A 14547-nucleotide genomic window follows, 5' to 3' on the forward strand; every position below is an offset into this window, starting at 1 on the left:
GCGCTGTTCCTCCACGGAACAGCGCCAACCGAGCGCCCACAACGTCTCGGCGGGGTCAGCCGTCCTCGCGGGGTGGCCGCCCGGCATCCTTGAGCGCGCGACGGAGCAGCAGGTCGATCTGGACGCTGACTCTGGGGGTTGTGTCCAAGGGCAGACGCTGCCATGATCGACAAACAAGTTTGTAGCACAAAGTTCTCTGTGAGGTAGTGATGACCGAGACCCCCGGCTGGCCGGCCGACGACGCCGAGCTCGCCGCCGCGGACTCGCTGCGGCTGATCCGCGAGCAGCAGGACCGCGCCCGCGCCGCCCTCGAGCCGGACGGCCGCGCGCTGTACGGCGCGTGGGGCGTCGCCTGGCTCGCCGGCTACCTCGTGCTGTGGACCAGCGCGAGTGCCCACGGGGAGCCCGAGGCGTGGGCGTTCTGGGTGTTCGCCGGCGCGATCGCCGCGGCCGTCGTCTTCACGATGGTGCACACCATGAGCCGCACGGCGGGCACGCGCGGCGTCTCCGCCCGCACGGGCGCGATGTACGGGTGGTCGTGGATGCTCGGCTTCCTCACCTTCAGCGTGTTTCTCGGCGGCCTCGCCCGGGCGGGCGCCGACGGCGAGGTCATGGCCCTCGCCAGCAACGGTGGCGCGTGCCTCGTCGTCGGGCTGCTCTACCTGGGCGGCGCCACGGCGTTCGGCGACCGGAACCTGTTCGTCCTCGGCACGTGGATCCTGCTGGTCGCCGGCGTCGCGACGCTCGTCGGGCTGCCCGGCACGTACCTCGTGATGGCGCTCGCGGGCGGCGGCGGGTTCGTCGTGATGGCGGTGGTCGAGCACCTGCGGGTCCTGCGCCGGCGGCGGCGTGCCGACGAGGGGGCGACCCGTGCCTGACGCCCTCGACCCGGTCATCCACGCGCCCGCCCGGCTCCGCGTCGTCGCGACGCTCGCCGCCCTGGACGCCGGCGACGAGCTGAGCTTCCCCAAGGTGCAGAAGCTCCTCGACATGACGGCCGGCAACCTGTCCACCCACCTGCGCAAGCTCGAGGACGCCGGCTACGTCCGCGTCACCAAGACCCACGAGGGTCGCACCCCCGCGACGTACCTCGCCCTCACGCAGCAGGGGCGACGGGCGTTCGAGGACTACACCGAGGCCCTCACCGGCCTGCTGAGAGGAGCCGGATCATGACCCGCACCCGACCCCCCGAGCGGGCGCCCGCCGTCACGCCGGTGCCCACGTCGACGGGCGCCGTCGTCGCCGTCCGCGGTGTGACGCGCCGGTTCGGCGACGTCGTCGCGCTCGACGACGTGTCGCTGGACGTCGGGCCCGGCGAGCTCGTCGGGCTGCTCGGACCCAACGGCGCCGGCAAGTCCACGCTCCTGTCGCTGGTGAGCGGCCAGCGTCGCCCCGACTCCGGCACCGTGAGGCTGCTGGGCGGCGACCCCCGCGACGCCGCCAGCCGCGCCGGCCTCGGCATCACCCCGCAGGAGACTGGCCTGCCGCCCACCCTGCGCGTGGGCGAGGTGGTCGACTTCGTGGGCGGGCACTTCGCCGGACCGGTGCCGACCGGCGAGCTGCTGGAGCAGTTCGGGCTCGCCGACCTGGCCCGCCGGCAGACGGGCGCGCTCTCGGGCGGGCAGAAGCGGCGCCTCGCGGTGGCGCTCGCGCTCGTGGGGCGCCCGCGCGTCGTCCTGCTCGATGAGCCCACCACCGGCCTCGACGTCGGCGCCCGGCAGGCGCTGTGGGACGCGGTCCGCGCCTACCACGCGGGCGGCGGCACGGTGCTGCTGACCAGCCACTACCTCGAGGAGGTGCAGGCGCTGGCGCAGCGGGTGGTCGTCATCGACCGCGGCGTGGTGCGCGCCGACGACTCCCTCGAGGCCATCCTCCGGCGCGTCGGCCTGCGCCGGGTGGCGCTGCGGTCCGCGACGGACCTCGCCGCGTGGCCGGGCGTCGTGCGCGCCGAGCGCCGGGAGGGCGGCGTGCAGGAGCTGTACACCGCCGACGCGGACGCCCTCGTGCGCGACCTCGTCCGCGGCGACGTGGACTTCCACGACCTCCGGATCCGGGGCGCCAGCCTCGAGGAGGCCTTCGAGGAGATGGTGCTGCAGGAGGTGGCCCGATGAGCGCGACGACCACGACCCCGGGACGGGCGCCGGGCGCCCCCGGGCCGCTGCGGCTGACCTGGCTGCACTTGCGCTACCAGTTCCTCGAGACGGTGCGCGTGCCGATCGCGGTGCTGGGCAACATGCTGTTCCCCGCTCTGGCGATGTTCTTCTTCGTGGTGCCGCAGCGCGAGGTGGCGAACGACCCGCTGTGGTCGACGATGGCGGTCGCGAGCCTCGGCCTGTTCGCCGTCTGCTCGGCCAGCCTGTTCACCTACGGGCTGGGCGTGGCGGAGGACCGCCAGCTCCCGTTCGACCCCTTCCTGCGCTCCCTGCCCGCCGGCCCCGGCCCGCGGATGGTGGCGCGGATCGGCAACGGCGCGATCTTCGCGCTCTTCGGGCTGGTGCCGCTCGTCCTCATCGGGTGGCTGTTCACGGCCGCGTCGGTGACGTTCGGGCAGCTGCTCGCCGGGGTGGGCACCATCCTGCTGGTCTCCGTGCCGTTCGTGCTGCTCGGCATGGCTGTGGGGTACTCGCTGTCCGCGAAGGCCGCGCTGCCGGTGGTGCAGGTGGTGCTGTTCCCGCTGGCGTTCGCGGGCGGTCTGTTCCTGCCGCCGCAGGTGTTCCCGGGCTGGCTGGACGCGATCTCGCAGGCCACGCCCACGCGCGCCGGTCGCGACCTGCTGGTGCAGGCCCTCACCGGCGAGCCGGCCTACGGGCTGGCGTGGGCGGTGCTGCTCGGCTGGACGGCCCTGTTCGCCGTCCTCGCCGTCGTCGCCTACCGCCGCGACGAGGGCCGCCGCTTCCGCTGACCCGGGTCTGTGCTGTGAGCGGGCGTTTGGCCCTGAATCCGGGAGGGTTCAGGGCCAAACGCGCGCTCACAACCCTCAGGCCATGTAGGTGGAGGCCATCGCCCGGTCGGGGGTGAGGCGCAGGACGACGCGCTCCGGGTCGTGCTCGAGCGGCCGGTAGCGCTTCGTGTACCGCGCGACGGCGTCCGCGACCTCCTGGGGGTCCTCGCTCACCTCGATCGTGCCCTCGAGGGTCAACCACCGCCCGCCGTCGACCTGGCACAGCGCGGCCCGGGGCCGGCCGCCGTCGGCCGTCGCCCGGCGGGCGTTCGCCACCTTGGTCGACGTGCGCCGCGCGGTGGTGCGGGCGACCCCGGCGTCCGCGTCCCAGGTGAAGGCGACGGGCACGACGTGCGGGCTCCCGTCGGCGCGGAGCGTGGTCAGGGTGGCGAGGTGGCGCTCGGTGACGAACACGAGCTGCTCGGGGTTGAGGCGGAACACGCCACGAGCCTACGGCGGCCGGCGACGGGCCACGGACCGGTCGGTCCGGTCCGGTCCGGACCCGTGGGTCAGAACCCGTCGGAGAGGATCGGCGGCACGCGGGTGCCGTGCCGGCCCTCGTCGTGCAGGGCGCGCAGCACCTCGAGCTCGTGCGGCACCACCGGGTCGGGGAGCGTCACGAACGGGAACCACCGCAGGTCGGCGACCTTGCCCGGCTCCCGGATCTCCGGGCTGCCCGACCAGCGGGTGGCGGTGAAGAAGAAGTCGACCCGCTGCTCCAGAGCCGGACCGCCGGGCTGCCCGCGGTGCATCGTCGTGACGGGCACCAGGTCGGCGGCCTCGACGACGACGCCGAGCTCCTCCCGGGCCTCCCGCACCGCCGCCTCCTGCACGGACTCCCCCGCCTCGACGTGGCCGGCCGCGGCGGCGGCCCAGTGCCCGTCCATGAAGCCCGTGCCCTGGCGCAGCTGCAGCAGCACCTGGCCCTCGCGGCGCAGGTACAGGTACGCCGCGGGCACCACCCGGAACCGGTGGTCGGCCGAGCCGTCGTCCCAGCCCGGCCCCGCTGCGTCCGCCCCGGTCACGAGAGGCACGCCGGGCCGAGGAGCGCCTTGAGGTCGCCGAACAGCGCGGGCGACTTCTCCACCCGCAGCGTGTCCGCGGCCCGCACGATCGTCCGCTTGCCCGGCTCGGCGACGCTCACGTGCACCTCCGCCGAGCCCGGGTGCGAGGCGAGCACCTCGCGCAGCCGCGCCATGACCGGCTCGACGCACCGCGTGTGGGGCACCGTCACCAGGACGGGCGCGTCGGCCACGGCGGACGTGTCCGGCAGCGAGACCTCCATGGCCTGCAGCTGCATCTGGTCGTCGCGGCGCCGTACCCGGCCGCGCAGCGTGACGACCTGGTCCTCCGCGAGGATCGTCGAGTAGGCCAGGTACGTCTCGCCGAAGAACATCACCTCGACCCCGCCCTCGAGGTCCTCGACCGTGACCGCGGCCCACGGGTTGCCGTTCTTGCTCATCTTGCGCTGCACGCTGGTGAGCAGGCCGGCGACGGTGACGGTGGACCCGTCCGGACGGCCCTCGTCGGCCATCAGGGCGGCGATCGACGTGTCCGCCGCGCGCGCGAGCACGTGCTCCAGCCCGGACAGCGGGTGGTCGGACACGTACAGGCCGAGCATCTCCCGCTCGAACGCGAGCCGCTGCTTCTTGTCCCAGTCCGGCAGGTCCGGGACGTCGACGGCGAACGTCATCGCCGCGTCCTCGTCCGCGCCACCGAAGCCGGCGAAGAGGTCGAACTGCCCCTCGGCCTCCTTGCGCTTGACGGAGATGACCGAGTCCACGGCCTGCTCGTGCACCACGAGCAGCGCGCGGCGCGGGTGCCCGAGGGAGTCGAACGCGCCCGCCTTGATGAGCGACTCGATGGTCCGCTTGTTGCAGACGACGGCCGGCACCTTGTCGAGGAAGTCCGTGAACGAGGTGAAGGCGCCCTTCTCCTCGCGCGCGGCGATGATCGCGTCCACCACGTTGGCGCCGACGTTGCGGATCGCGGTCAGGCCGAACCGGATGTCCGCGCCGACGGCGGTGAACTTGGCCGCGGAGTCGTTGACGTCGGGCGGCAGCACTGTGATGTGCATGCGACGGCACTCGCCCAGGTAGAGCGCCATCTTGTCCTTGTCGTCCCGCACGCTCTGGAGCAGGCCGGCCATGTACTCGGTCGGGTAGTTCGCTTTGAGGTAGGCCGTCCAGTAGGACACCACGCCGTACCCGGCGGAGTGCGCCTTGTTGAACGCGTACCCGGCGAACGGGACGAGCACGTCCCACACCGCCTGGATCGCCGCGTCGGAGTAGCCGCGCTCCCGGCAGCCCGCCTGGAACGGGACGAACTCCTTGTCGAGGATCTCCTTCTTCTTCTTGCCCATCGCGCGGCGCAGCAGGTCGGCCTGGCCGAGCGAGTAGCCGGCGAGGATCTGCGCGGCGCGCTGCACCTGCTCCTGGTAGACGATGAGGCCGTACGTCTCGCCGAGCACCTCCGCGAGCGGCTCCTCCAGCTCGGGGTGGATCGGCTCGATCTTCTGCATGCCGTTCTTGCGCAGCGCGTAGTTGATGTGCGAGTTCATGCCCATCGGCCCGGGCCGGTACAGGGCGATGACGGCGGAGACGTCCTCGAAGTTGTCGGGCCGCATCTGGCGCAGCAGCGAGCGCATCGCGCCGCCGTCCAGCTGGAACACGCCGAGCGTGTCGCCGCGGGCGAGCAGGTCGTAGGTGGCCTTGTCGTCGAGCTCGACCGTCTCGATCGCGACCGGGTCCTTGCCGTTCATCACGATGTTCTCGAGCGCGTCGTCGAGGATCGTGAGGTTGCGCAGCCCCAGGAAGTCCATCTTGATCAGGCCGAGGCCCTCGGACGTCGGGTAGTCGAACTGCGTGATGACCGCGCCGTCCTGCGGGCGCCGCATGATCGGGATGATGTCGATCAGCGGGTGGCTGGACATGATGACGCCCGCGGCGTGCACGCCCCACTGCCGCTTCAGGCCCTCGATGCCGCGCGCCGTCTCGACGACGCGCTGCGCCTCGGGGTCGGCGTCGTGCACGGCCCGGAACTCGGCGGCCTCGGCGTAGCGCTCGTGCTTCGGGTCGAAGATCCCGGACAGCGGGATGTCCTTGCCCATCACGGCCGGCGGCATCGCCTTGGTGAGCTTCTCCCCCATCGCGAAGGGGAAGCCGAGCACGCGGGAGCCGTCCTTGAGCGCCTGCTTCGCCTTGATCGAGCCGTAGGTGACGATCATGGCCACGCGGTCGTCGCCGTACTTCTCGGTGACGTACCGGATGACCTCGGCGCGCCGGCGCTCGTCGAAGTCCACGTCGACGTCGGGCATGGAGATGCGCTCCGGGTTGAGGAAGCGCTCGAAGATCAGGCCGTGCTTGAGCGGGTCGAGCTCCGTGATGCCCATGACGTAGGACACCATCGATCCCGCCGCCGAGCCACGGCCCGGCCCCACGCGGATGCCCTGCTCCTTGGCCCAGTTGATGAAGTCGGCCACTACGAGGAAGTACCCCGGGAAGCCCATCTGGATGATGACCTCGACCTCGTAGTTCGCCTGCTTGCGCACGTCGTCCGGGATCCCGCCCGGGTACCGGCGGTGCAGGCCGGCCTCGACCTCCTTGACGAACCAGCTGACCTCGTCCTCCCCCTCGGGCACGGGGAACCGCGGCATGTAGTTCGCCTTGGTGTCGAACGAGACGTCGCAGCGCTCGGCGATGAGCAGCGTGTTGTCGACGGCCTCCGGGTGCTCCGAGAACAGCCGCCGCATCTCCGCGCCCGACCGCACGTAGAAGGTGTCGCCGCTGAAGGCGAACCGGCTGCCGCCCTGGTCGTAGGTCGGCTCGTCGAGCGTCGACCCCGAGTTCACGGCGAGCAGCACCTCGTGGGAGTGCGCGTCCTCCTGCTTCGTGTAGTGCAGGTCGTTCGTGGCCACGAGGGGCGCGTCGATCGTCTCGGCCAGCCGCAGCAGGTCCTTCGTGACCCGGGACTCGATCTCGATCCCGTGGTCCATCAGCTCGACGAAGAAGTTCTCCTTGCCGAGGATGTCCTGGAGCTCGCCCGCGGCGCGCACCGCCTCGTCCCACTGGCCGAGCCGCAGGCGCGTCTGCACCTCGCCCGACGGGCAGCCCGAGGTGCCCATGAGCCCCTTGCCGTACGTCTCCAGCAGCTCGCGGTCCATGCGCGGCCACTTGCCCATCTGGCCGTCCAGCGACGCCAGCGAGGAGGCGCGGAAGAGGTTGTGCATCCCCTCGTTGTCCCGCGCCCACAGCGTCATGTGCGTGTAGGCGCCGCCGGCGGAGACGTCGTCGCGGCGCTGGTGCTGCTCGCCCCACAGCACCTTGGTGCGGTCGTGGCGGCTGGTGCCCGGCGTCACGTACGCCTCGACGCCGATGATCGGCTTGACGCCGTGCTTCTGCGCGGTGCTCCAGAAGTCGAAGGCGCCGAACAGGTAGCCGTGGTCCGTGATCGCGATGGCCTTCTGGCCGAGGCGCGACACCTCGCTGAACAGCTCGTTCATCCGCGCCGCGCCGTCGAGCATCGAGTACTCGGTGTGGACGTGCAGATGGACGAAGTCGTCAGTCTCGGCCGGCATGTCGACGAGTCTAGGAGGCGCCACCGACGCCCTCGGACGCACGCGCCGAGAGCCGCCTCACACCGGCGTCACCCTCGGGCAGGTCACCATCGCACGAGGAGCCGCAGCACGCGCAGGCCGTCCTCCGTGCCCGGCCAGTGCCGGCGCACGACGTCGGGGCCCGCGCTGCGCACGACGGCCCGGAGCACGAGAACGACCACGACGACGTCGTCGGCCCAGCCCAGCACGGGGATGACGTCCGGCACGACGTCGAACGGCATCGCCAGGTAGGCGAGCAGCACCGCGACCAGCGCCCGCACGCGGCGGGTGAGGGTCCGGTCCACGGCGAGGCGCTTGACCAGGCGCAGCACGTCCGGCAGCAGCCGGACCGCGCCGCGCAGCGACCCGCGGCCGGTGCGCCGGCGCACGACGAGCAGGCCGACGAGCAGCACGGCCCACAGCGCGAGCACCGCGACGACGAGCCCGAGGAGCACGTCGGCCCAGAACGGCAGGTCGCGCACCGGATGCCTACCGGTACGCCCCGCGGACGACCTCGAGCGCGTGCGCCAGGTCGTCGGGGTACTCGCTGGTGACCTCCACCCAGCGGCCGGTGAGCGGGTGCTCGAAGCCGAGCCGCATCGCGTGCAGCCACTGCCGCTCCAGCCCCACCTTGGAGGCGAGCACGGGGTCGGCGCCGTAGGTGAGGTCACCGACCAGCGGGTGTCGCACGGCCTGGAAGTGCACCCGGATCTGGTGGGTGCGCCCCGTCTCGAGGTGCACCTCGACCAGCGACGCGGACGGGAGCATCTCGAGCACCTCGTAGTGCGTCACCGAGTGCTTGCCGTCGGCGACGACGGCGAACTTGTAGTCGGCCCCGGGGTGGCGGCCGATGGGGGCGTCAATCGTGCCGGTGGTCGGCTCGGGGTGCCCCTGCGCGAGCGCGTGGTAGACCTTCTCGACCGTGCGCTCCTTGAACGCCCGCTTGAGCCCCGTGTACGCGGCCTCGCTCTTGGCGACGGCCATGAGCCCCGACGTGCCGACGTCGAGCCGGTGCACGATGCCCTGCCGCTCGGCCGCGCCCGACGTCGCGATCCGGTAGCCGGCCGCGGCGAGCGCGCCCACCACGGTGGGCCCGGTCCAGCCCGGCGACGGGTGCGCCGCGACGCCGACCGGCTTGTCGACGACGACCACGTCGTCGTCCTCGTAGGCGACGGACATGCCGGGCACGGGCTCGGCGACCACGGCGGGCGGCGCGGAGCGCGCCTCGGGGACCGTCACCTCGAGCCAGCCGCCGGCCACCACGCGGTCGGACTTGCCGACCTCGCGCCCGTCGAGCAGCACCGCGCCCGACGCCGCGAGGTCCGCCGCCTGGGTGCGCGAGAATCCGAGCATCCGTGCGAGGGCCGCGTCGACCCGCTCGCCCGCGAGCCCGTCCGGGACGGGCAGGGTACGCGTGGACACGTCAGCGCCCCTCGTCGGCGGCGTCGGACGTCGCGTCGGAGGTCGCGTCGGCGCCGGGCCTCGCGGCAGGGGGCGCGTCCACGTGCCGGCGGCCGTCCAGCCCGATCCCGCGGAACGACAGGATGACGATGAGCACCGCGGCCGCGACGATGGCGATGTCCGCCACGTTGCCGACGAAGACGCCGTAGTCGATGAAGTCGACCACGTACCCGCGCGCGAAGCCGGGCTCGCGGAAGAAGCGGTCGCCCAGGTTCCCCACCGCGCCGCCGAGCAGCAGCCCCAGCGCGACGGCCCAGCCCACGGACCCGATCCGCCGGATCGCGCGCAGGATCACGACCACCACCACGCACACCACGATGGTGAGGATCCACGTCATGCCCGACGCGATCGACAGCGCGGCGCCGTCGTTGTAGATGAGGCGAAGCTGCAGCAGCTCGCCGACCAGCGGTTTGGGCTCCCCGCCGAGCACGAGCGCGGACTCCGCCCACCACTTGGTGAGCTGGTCCACGAGCAGCACGACGGCCGCGAGGACGAAAGTCCAGGTGATGAGGCGACGACGGCGTTCGGCCGGGACGGGCGCGGTGTCCGTCCCCGGCTCGGGGGCCTTCGCCTCCGTGCCCTCGGGGGCGGCGTCGGCGGGCGCGCCCGTCGCGGGCGGCTCGGTGGCGCCGTCGCGCGGCGTGGGCTCGGGGGCCGGGGCGGAGCCGGCGGGCGTGGTCGACATCGTCGGCAAGTCTAGGCGGACGCCGCCCGTCGCAGGACCGCCGACGCCGAACTCGCGCACCCGGCCCGGAGCCCGGCCCCGAGCAGCGTCAGCGCCGCTCCTCGCGCGCCTTCGCCTCGACCGACAGCGTCGCACGGGGGAAGGCCTGGAGACGCGCCTTTCCGATCGGCAGCCCGGTGATCTCGCAGGTGGCGTACGTGCCCTTGCGGATGCGGTCGACGGCGTGCGCGGTCTGCGCCAGCAGGTCCCGCATGTTGTTGACCAGCGTGAGCTCCTGCTCGCGCTCGAGGGCGCTCGAGCCGTAGTCGGCCTGGTCGTCGCCCGCCCCGTCGCCGGAGTTGCGCAGCAGGTCGGACAGCTCCTGGTCCGCGACAGCGAGCTCACGCTCGAGCCGCTCCTTGTCCTCGAGCAGGAAGGCGGCCAGCTCCTCCACCTCGTGCAGGGTCCAGGGCTCCTCGCCCTCGCGGACCGGGAACGACTTCACGTCCCGCGCGAGGTGCGGGAAGTTCTCGCGCAGTGCGGCGCGGGTGGTGGTCGAGAGCTTGGCCATCGGTGCCCTTTCCGTGGTGCGTCGACGACGAGTCACCGCAGCGTAAGTGCGGCGAGCGGCCCGCACAACAGCACGCGCGGGGTGGCGCGTGAGTCGTGCGGGCCGCTCGGGAGAGGCGAGGACGCGGATCGGGGTGCGCGGGGTGACGGCCCCCCGCTCAGAGCTCCGAGCCGCGGCCGGCGTTGGCGTTCTGCCGCTGCGGCGGCAGGGCCGAGCCGCGGGCGTCGAGGTCGCCCAGCAGGTTCTGCAGGAAGCTCTTCAGGCGCGTGCGGTAGTCGCGCTCGAAGAGGCGCAGCTCGTCGATCTTGCGCTCGAGGAGCGAACGCTCCTGCTCGAGCTGGGACAGCGTGCGGTGGCTCGTCTCCTCCGCCTCGCGGACGATGCGCGTGCCCTCGGACTTGGCCTCCGAGATGAGGCGGTCGCCCTCCTCCTGGCCGGATCGCACGTAGTCGTCGTGCAGCTTCTGCGCCAGCTGGAGCATGCCGGTCGCGGACTCCGGCTCCGCCGGCTGCTGCTTGGCCGCCGCGGGGGCCGGCGCGGGCGCCGGCGTCGGGGCGGGGCTCGGCGTGGGCTGCGACTGCTGCGCCGCGTCCGAGCGGCTCAGCTCGGCGACGCGGTGCTCCGCCGCGGTGAGCTTGGAGCGCAGGTCGTCGTTCTCCTCCTGCACCGCCGTCAGGGTCCGCACGACCTCGTCGAGGAAGTCGTCCACCTCTTCGACGTCGTAGCCCTCGCGGAACTTGGTCGCGGCGAACTTCTTGTTCAGGATGTCTTCTGCCGTCAGCAGCGCCATCGTCTCACCTCATCGTCTTGCAGGATCGTCGGAGACCCGGGTCCCGGGCCGTCTGGGTGACCACGGTAGCGGACACGTCGGCGGGCGACTCGTCCGGGGAGACCGGGTCGTACTGCCCACACGACGTCTTCACACGTCAGCGCCGTGGCGATCGTCACCGACCCCAGGCCAGGAACAGCTGCTGAAGGATCGACGTCCCGATGAACAGGATGAGGAACGCGAGGTCCAGACGAACCTGGCCGAGCGTCAGGGGCGGGATCACCCGCCGCAGCGCCCGCAGCGGCGGGTCGGTGACCGTGTAGACGGCCTCCGCGATGACCAACATGACCCCGCGGGGCCTCCAGTCCCGCGCGAAGAACTGCACCCAGTCGAACACCAGGCGCACGACGAGGCACAACAGGAACAGGCCGAGGAGGAAGCCGATGAGGGTAAACACTGCGTTCACGGGACGAACCTACCCGAGCACGCCGCAGGGCCGGGGCGACATGCCCCGGCCCTGCGACGGACGGGTCCGTCGGCGCGTTCGGTGGGCGGCCGGCCTGTCGGCCGGCCCGAGCGGTCAGCTCTGGTTGTAGAAGGCCCCGCGGCCGGCCGGCTTCTCCGCCGGTGGCTCCTCGCCGGAGATCTCGACGTGCTCCGGCGAGAGCAGGAAGACCTTGTTGGTGACGCGCTCGATCGAGCCTCGGAGGCCGAAGATGAGGCCGGCGGAGAAGTCGACGAGACGCTTCGCGTCCGCGTCGTCCATGTCCGACAGGTTCATGATCACCGGGGTACCGCCGCGGAACGCCTCGCCGATGGTCCGCGCGTCGTTGTACGAGCGCGGGTGGATCGTCGTGATGCGCCGCAGGTCGGACGCGATCACCGACTCGCTCGCCCCGCCGCGGTGCAGCGGCGTGACCTGCGCCTGGTAGTCGTCACGGTCGCGCACCGGTGCCTCCAGCTCCTCGTACTCGTCGAGGTACTCCTCCGACTCCCCCTGGTCGTCGGCGAGCCCCAGGTACAGCATCGTCTTGCGAAGCGCTCCGCCCATCGCCCTGCTCCGTTCGTCGCCACGTCCCGCCCTCCGTCCCGGACGGTGTCACGACGTTAACCACGCCCGCAGCGGCATCGGCGCACGACACGCCGGTGTGTCGCGCCCGCGGGGCGCGTCTTCCCTGTGCCGCGTCAGGTCAGGACGACGACCCCGGCCTGCCGGCCCGTCGTCGTGCCCTGGGCCGTGGCACGGCGGTGGGAGTAGAGGTCGGTGTCGGTGAGGGTGCACCGGTCCACCCGGGACGCGTCGACCCCCCGCGCGGCCAGCTGGGCCAGCACCCCGGCGGGAAGGTCGAGCGCGGGGGTGCCCGCCGCGGTGGTCGACCACGTCTCGGGGACCACGTCGGCGACCTCGGCGCGCATCGCGGCCGGCACCTCGTAGCAGGTGCCGCAGACGGCCGGGCCGACGGCCGCCCGCACGTCCTCGAGGCGGGCGCCGCGGGCGAGCATCCCGTCGAGCACGCGGTGGACCACGCCCGCGGCGACGCCCTTGCGGCCCGCGTGCGCGACGGCGACGACGCGGGCCACCGGGTCCGCGAGCACGACCGGGACGCAGTCGGCCACGAGCACCCCGAGCGCGAGACCCGGCTCCGCGGTCACCATCGCGTCGGCCTCGCCCGCGGCCCCCGGAGGCTCGGCCGACGACCACTCCGCGAGCTCCGCGGCTCCGAGGTCGAGCACGCGGTCGCCGTGCACCTGGGCGGAGAAGGCGACCGGCGCGCCGACCCACTCCCCGAGCCGGGCGCGGTTCTCCCGCACCCGGACCGGGTCGTCGCCGGTCGACGTGCCCAGGTCGAGCGAGGACCACGGGGCGGGCGAGACCCCGCCGTGGCGCGTGGTGAAGCCCGCCACGACGCCCTCCCCGAGGTCCACCCGCAGCAACCCTGCGCCGAACTGCGCCGGCAACAACGCCTCCTGGGCCCAGCCGACCGCTCCGCTCACTCCGCGCTCACTTGAGGAAGTCGGGCACGTCGAGCTCCTCGGCGGGGCGGCGCGGCTCCTCGAACAGCCGCGGCACCTCGACCGGCCGCTCCACCGTGACGCCCTCGCCCTCGGCGTCCTCGACCACCGTGAACGGGCGGCGCGCCTCCGAGGGGCGCGTGCTCACCGGCGGGGCCGGCGGCGCGTCGAGGCTCACGGGGACGTCGTCGGGCTCCGCAGGGATCGGCCGGGGCTGGACGCTCGCCGCGGGCACCGACTGGGTGGCGGGCTGCGGCGGACGCGGCGGCGCGGTCTGCACACCGGGCGGCGGCACGGGCGCGGTCGCCGGGGAACCGTCGGCCGACACGGCCGGCTTGGCCGACGCACCGGCGATCTGGCCGAGGCCGCGACCGTCCTTGCGGGTCTGGGGCACGCCGCCGTCGAACCCGGCGGCGATGACGGTCACCCGCACCTCGTCGCCCAGCGCGTCGTCGATGACGGTCCCGAAGATGATGTTGGCCTCGGAGTGCGCGGCCTCCTGCACCAGGCGGGCGGCCTCGTGCACCTCGAAGAGGCCGATGTCGCTGCCGCCCTGGATCGACAGCAGGACGCCGTGGGCGCCGTCGATGGAGGCCTCGAGCAGCGGCGAGGAGATCGCGAGCTCGGCGGCCTGCACGGCGCGGTCCTCGCCCCTCGCCGAGCCGATGCCCATCAGCGCGGAGCCCGCCCCCTGCATCACGGACTTCACGTCCGCGAAGTCGAGGTTGATCAGGCCGGGGGTCGTGATGAGGTCGGTGATGCCCTGGACGCCGGAGTGCAGCACCTGGTCGGCGGAGTGGAACGCCGCGATCGCGGAGACGTTCCGGTCCGACATCGACAGCAGCCGGTCGTTCGGGATGACGATGAGGGTGTCGACCTCCTCGCGGAGCGTCTCGATCCCCTGCTCGGCCTGCACGGACCGGCGACGGCCCTCGAAGGTGAACGGCCGCGTGACGACGCCCACGGTCAGCGCGCCGAGCGAGCGCGCGATGCGCGCTACCACGGGAGCGCCACCGGTGCCGGTGCCGCCGCCCTCGCCCGCCGTCACGAAGACCATGTCGGCGCCCCGCAGGACGTCCTCGATCTCCTCGGCGTGGTCCTCGGCCGCCTTCTTGCCGACCTCGGGGTCGGCGCCGGCGCCGAGACCGCGCGTGAGCTCACGACCGACGTCGAGCTTGACGTCGGCGTCCGACATCAGCAGCGCCTGTGCGTCGGTGTTGATGGCGATGAACTCGACACCCTTGAGCCCGACCTCGATCATGCGGTTCACGGCGTTCACGCCGCCACCGCCGATACCGACCACCTTGATCACTGCCAGGTAGTTCTGCGGAGTTGCCACGTCGTTGCCTCTCGGGTCGTTCCTTGTCCCCGACGTCCGGTTCTCGCTCCCCCTCGTCGACCCCGCGGGTCTAACCTTAAGGTTCGAGTTGAGGGTTAGAGTTATGTCAGGTTGCTGCTGCGATCGACGGTAGGCGTCGCGTCGGGCCCGGCGCCGGACGTGGACCGGCGTGTCGCGCGCGCCCGGTGCTTGCGC

The 14547-nt window shown here is 72.8% G+C and carries 16 protein-coding genes; 4 read left to right on the forward strand and 12 right to left on the reverse strand.

Annotation, left to right across the window (positions count from 1 at the left end):
• The first annotated feature begins 209 nt into the window (after positions 1-209).
• From ACFWDO_RS15455 to ACFWDO_RS15470, 4 genes are read left to right on the forward strand one after another with little or no spacing between them, the layout of a single operon-like run.
• Positions 210-878 (forward strand): hypothetical protein, encoded by a 669-nt coding sequence (locus ACFWDO_RS15455; RefSeq protein WP_380327059.1) that lies wholly within the window; start codon positions 210-212, stop codon positions 876-878.
• On the forward strand, positions 871-1173 hold the full coding sequence (locus ACFWDO_RS15460) for a transcriptional regulator (protein ID WP_380327056.1): 303 nt from the start codon (positions 871-873) through the stop codon (positions 1171-1173). The genes ACFWDO_RS15455 and ACFWDO_RS15460 overlap by 8 nt, the downstream gene beginning before the upstream one ends.
• Positions 1170-2111 (forward strand): ABC transporter ATP-binding protein, encoded by a 942-nt coding sequence (locus ACFWDO_RS15465; protein WP_380327053.1) that lies wholly within the window; start codon positions 1170-1172, stop codon positions 2109-2111. The genes ACFWDO_RS15460 and ACFWDO_RS15465 overlap by 4 nt, the downstream gene beginning before the upstream one ends.
• The gene (locus tag ACFWDO_RS15470; RefSeq protein ID WP_380327051.1) at positions 2108-2902 is read left to right on the forward strand and encodes an ABC transporter permease; all 795 of its coding nucleotides are present in this window, start codon (positions 2108-2110) and stop codon (positions 2900-2902) included. The genes ACFWDO_RS15465 and ACFWDO_RS15470 overlap by 4 nt, the downstream gene beginning before the upstream one ends.
• Before the next feature lie 75 nt (positions 2903-2977).
• Here ACFWDO_RS15470 and ACFWDO_RS15475 read toward each other — a convergent pair whose 3' ends face one another.
• From ACFWDO_RS15475 to ftsZ, 12 genes are all read right to left on the reverse strand, one after another.
• Positions 2978-3382 (reverse strand): pyridoxamine 5'-phosphate oxidase family protein, encoded by a 405-nt coding sequence (locus tag ACFWDO_RS15475; RefSeq protein ID WP_380325538.1) that lies wholly within the window; start codon positions 3380-3382, stop codon positions 2978-2980.
• A gap of 68 nt (positions 3383-3450) precedes the next feature.
• On the reverse strand, positions 3451-3966 hold the full coding sequence (locus ACFWDO_RS15480) for an NUDIX domain-containing protein (RefSeq protein ID WP_380325562.1): 516 nt from the start codon (positions 3964-3966) through the stop codon (positions 3451-3453).
• On the reverse strand, positions 3963-7517 hold the full coding sequence (gene dnaE / locus ACFWDO_RS15485) for a DNA polymerase III subunit alpha (protein ID WP_380325541.1): 3555 nt from the start codon (positions 7515-7517) through the stop codon (positions 3963-3965). Before dnaE ends, ACFWDO_RS15480 begins: the two co-directional genes overlap by 4 nt.
• An 83-nt stretch (positions 7518-7600) precedes the next feature.
• Complete coding sequence (locus tag ACFWDO_RS15490) at positions 7601-8017, reverse strand: YkvA family protein (protein ID WP_380325544.1); 417 nt, start codon at positions 8015-8017, stop codon at positions 7601-7603.
• 7 nt (positions 8018-8024) lie between these two features.
• Positions 8025-8957: an RluA family pseudouridine synthase gene (locus tag ACFWDO_RS15495; protein ID WP_380325547.1), complete on the reverse strand. Its 933-nt coding sequence runs from the start codon at positions 8955-8957 to the stop codon at positions 8025-8027.
• Between the two features lies 1 nt (position 8958).
• Positions 8959-9681 carry a signal peptidase II gene (locus tag ACFWDO_RS15500; protein WP_380325550.1) on the reverse strand — a complete coding sequence of 241 codons (723 nt, stop codon included), beginning with the start codon at positions 9679-9681 and terminating at the stop codon, positions 8959-8961.
• 88 nt (positions 9682-9769) lie between these two features.
• Positions 9770-10231 carry a TraR/DksA family transcriptional regulator gene (locus ACFWDO_RS15505; protein WP_380325553.1) on the reverse strand — a complete coding sequence of 154 codons (462 nt, stop codon included), beginning with the start codon at positions 10229-10231 and terminating at the stop codon, positions 9770-9772.
• 157 nt (positions 10232-10388) lie between these two features.
• Entirely contained in the window at positions 10389-11021 is a 633-nt protein-coding gene (locus tag ACFWDO_RS15510; RefSeq protein WP_380325556.1) for a DivIVA domain-containing protein, read from the reverse strand.
• A gap of 154 nt (positions 11022-11175) precedes the next feature.
• Positions 11176-11466, reverse strand: a complete 291-nt coding sequence (locus ACFWDO_RS15515; RefSeq protein ID WP_380325559.1) for a YggT family protein — start codon at positions 11464-11466, stop codon at positions 11176-11178.
• Positions 11467-11580: 114 nt separating this feature from the next.
• Entirely contained in the window at positions 11581-12051 is a 471-nt protein-coding gene (locus tag ACFWDO_RS15520; RefSeq protein ID WP_380319498.1) for a cell division protein SepF, read from the reverse strand.
• A 134-nt stretch (positions 12052-12185) separates the two neighbouring features.
• Positions 12186-12995, reverse strand: a complete 810-nt coding sequence (pgeF, locus tag ACFWDO_RS15525; RefSeq protein ID WP_380319501.1) for a peptidoglycan editing factor PgeF — start codon at positions 12993-12995, stop codon at positions 12186-12188.
• A 7-nt stretch (positions 12996-13002) separates the two neighbouring features.
• Positions 13003-14352: a cell division protein FtsZ gene (gene ftsZ / locus ACFWDO_RS15530; protein WP_380319504.1), complete on the reverse strand. Its 1350-nt coding sequence runs from the start codon at positions 14350-14352 to the stop codon at positions 13003-13005.
• Positions 14353-14547 lie beyond the last annotated feature (195 nt).

The sequence above is a fragment of the Isoptericola sp. NPDC060185 genome (assembly GCF_042728595.1).
GTDB lineage: Bacteria > Actinomycetota > Actinomycetes > Actinomycetales > Cellulomonadaceae > Isoptericola.

Excerpts from the sequence above, each read along its gene's own strand:
- ACFWDO_RS15520 (WP_380319498.1), bottom strand. The coding sequence starts at position 12,051 with ATGGGCGGAGCGCTTCGCAAGACGATGCTGTACCTGGGGCTCGCCGAC.
- ACFWDO_RS15465 (WP_380327053.1), top strand. The coding sequence starts at position 1,170 with ATGACCCGCACCCGACCCCCCGAGCGGGCGCCCGCCGTCACGCCGGTG.
- ACFWDO_RS15500 (WP_380325550.1), bottom strand. The coding sequence starts at position 9,681 with ATGTCGACCACGCCCGCCGGCTCCGCCCCGGCCCCCGAGCCCACGCCG.
- ACFWDO_RS15505 (WP_380325553.1), bottom strand. The coding sequence starts at position 10,231 with ATGGCCAAGCTCTCGACCACCACCCGCGCCGCACTGCGCGAGAACTTC.
- dnaE (WP_380325541.1), bottom strand. The coding sequence starts at position 7,517 with ATGCCGGCCGAGACTGACGACTTCGTCCATCTGCACGTCCACACCGAG.
- ACFWDO_RS15470 (WP_380327051.1), top strand. The coding sequence starts at position 2,108 with ATGAGCGCGACGACCACGACCCCGGGACGGGCGCCGGGCGCCCCCGGG.
- ACFWDO_RS15455 (WP_380327059.1), top strand. The coding sequence starts at position 210 with ATGACCGAGACCCCCGGCTGGCCGGCCGACGACGCCGAGCTCGCCGCC.
- ACFWDO_RS15510 (WP_380325556.1), bottom strand. The coding sequence starts at position 11,021 with ATGGCGCTGCTGACGGCAGAAGACATCCTGAACAAGAAGTTCGCCGCG.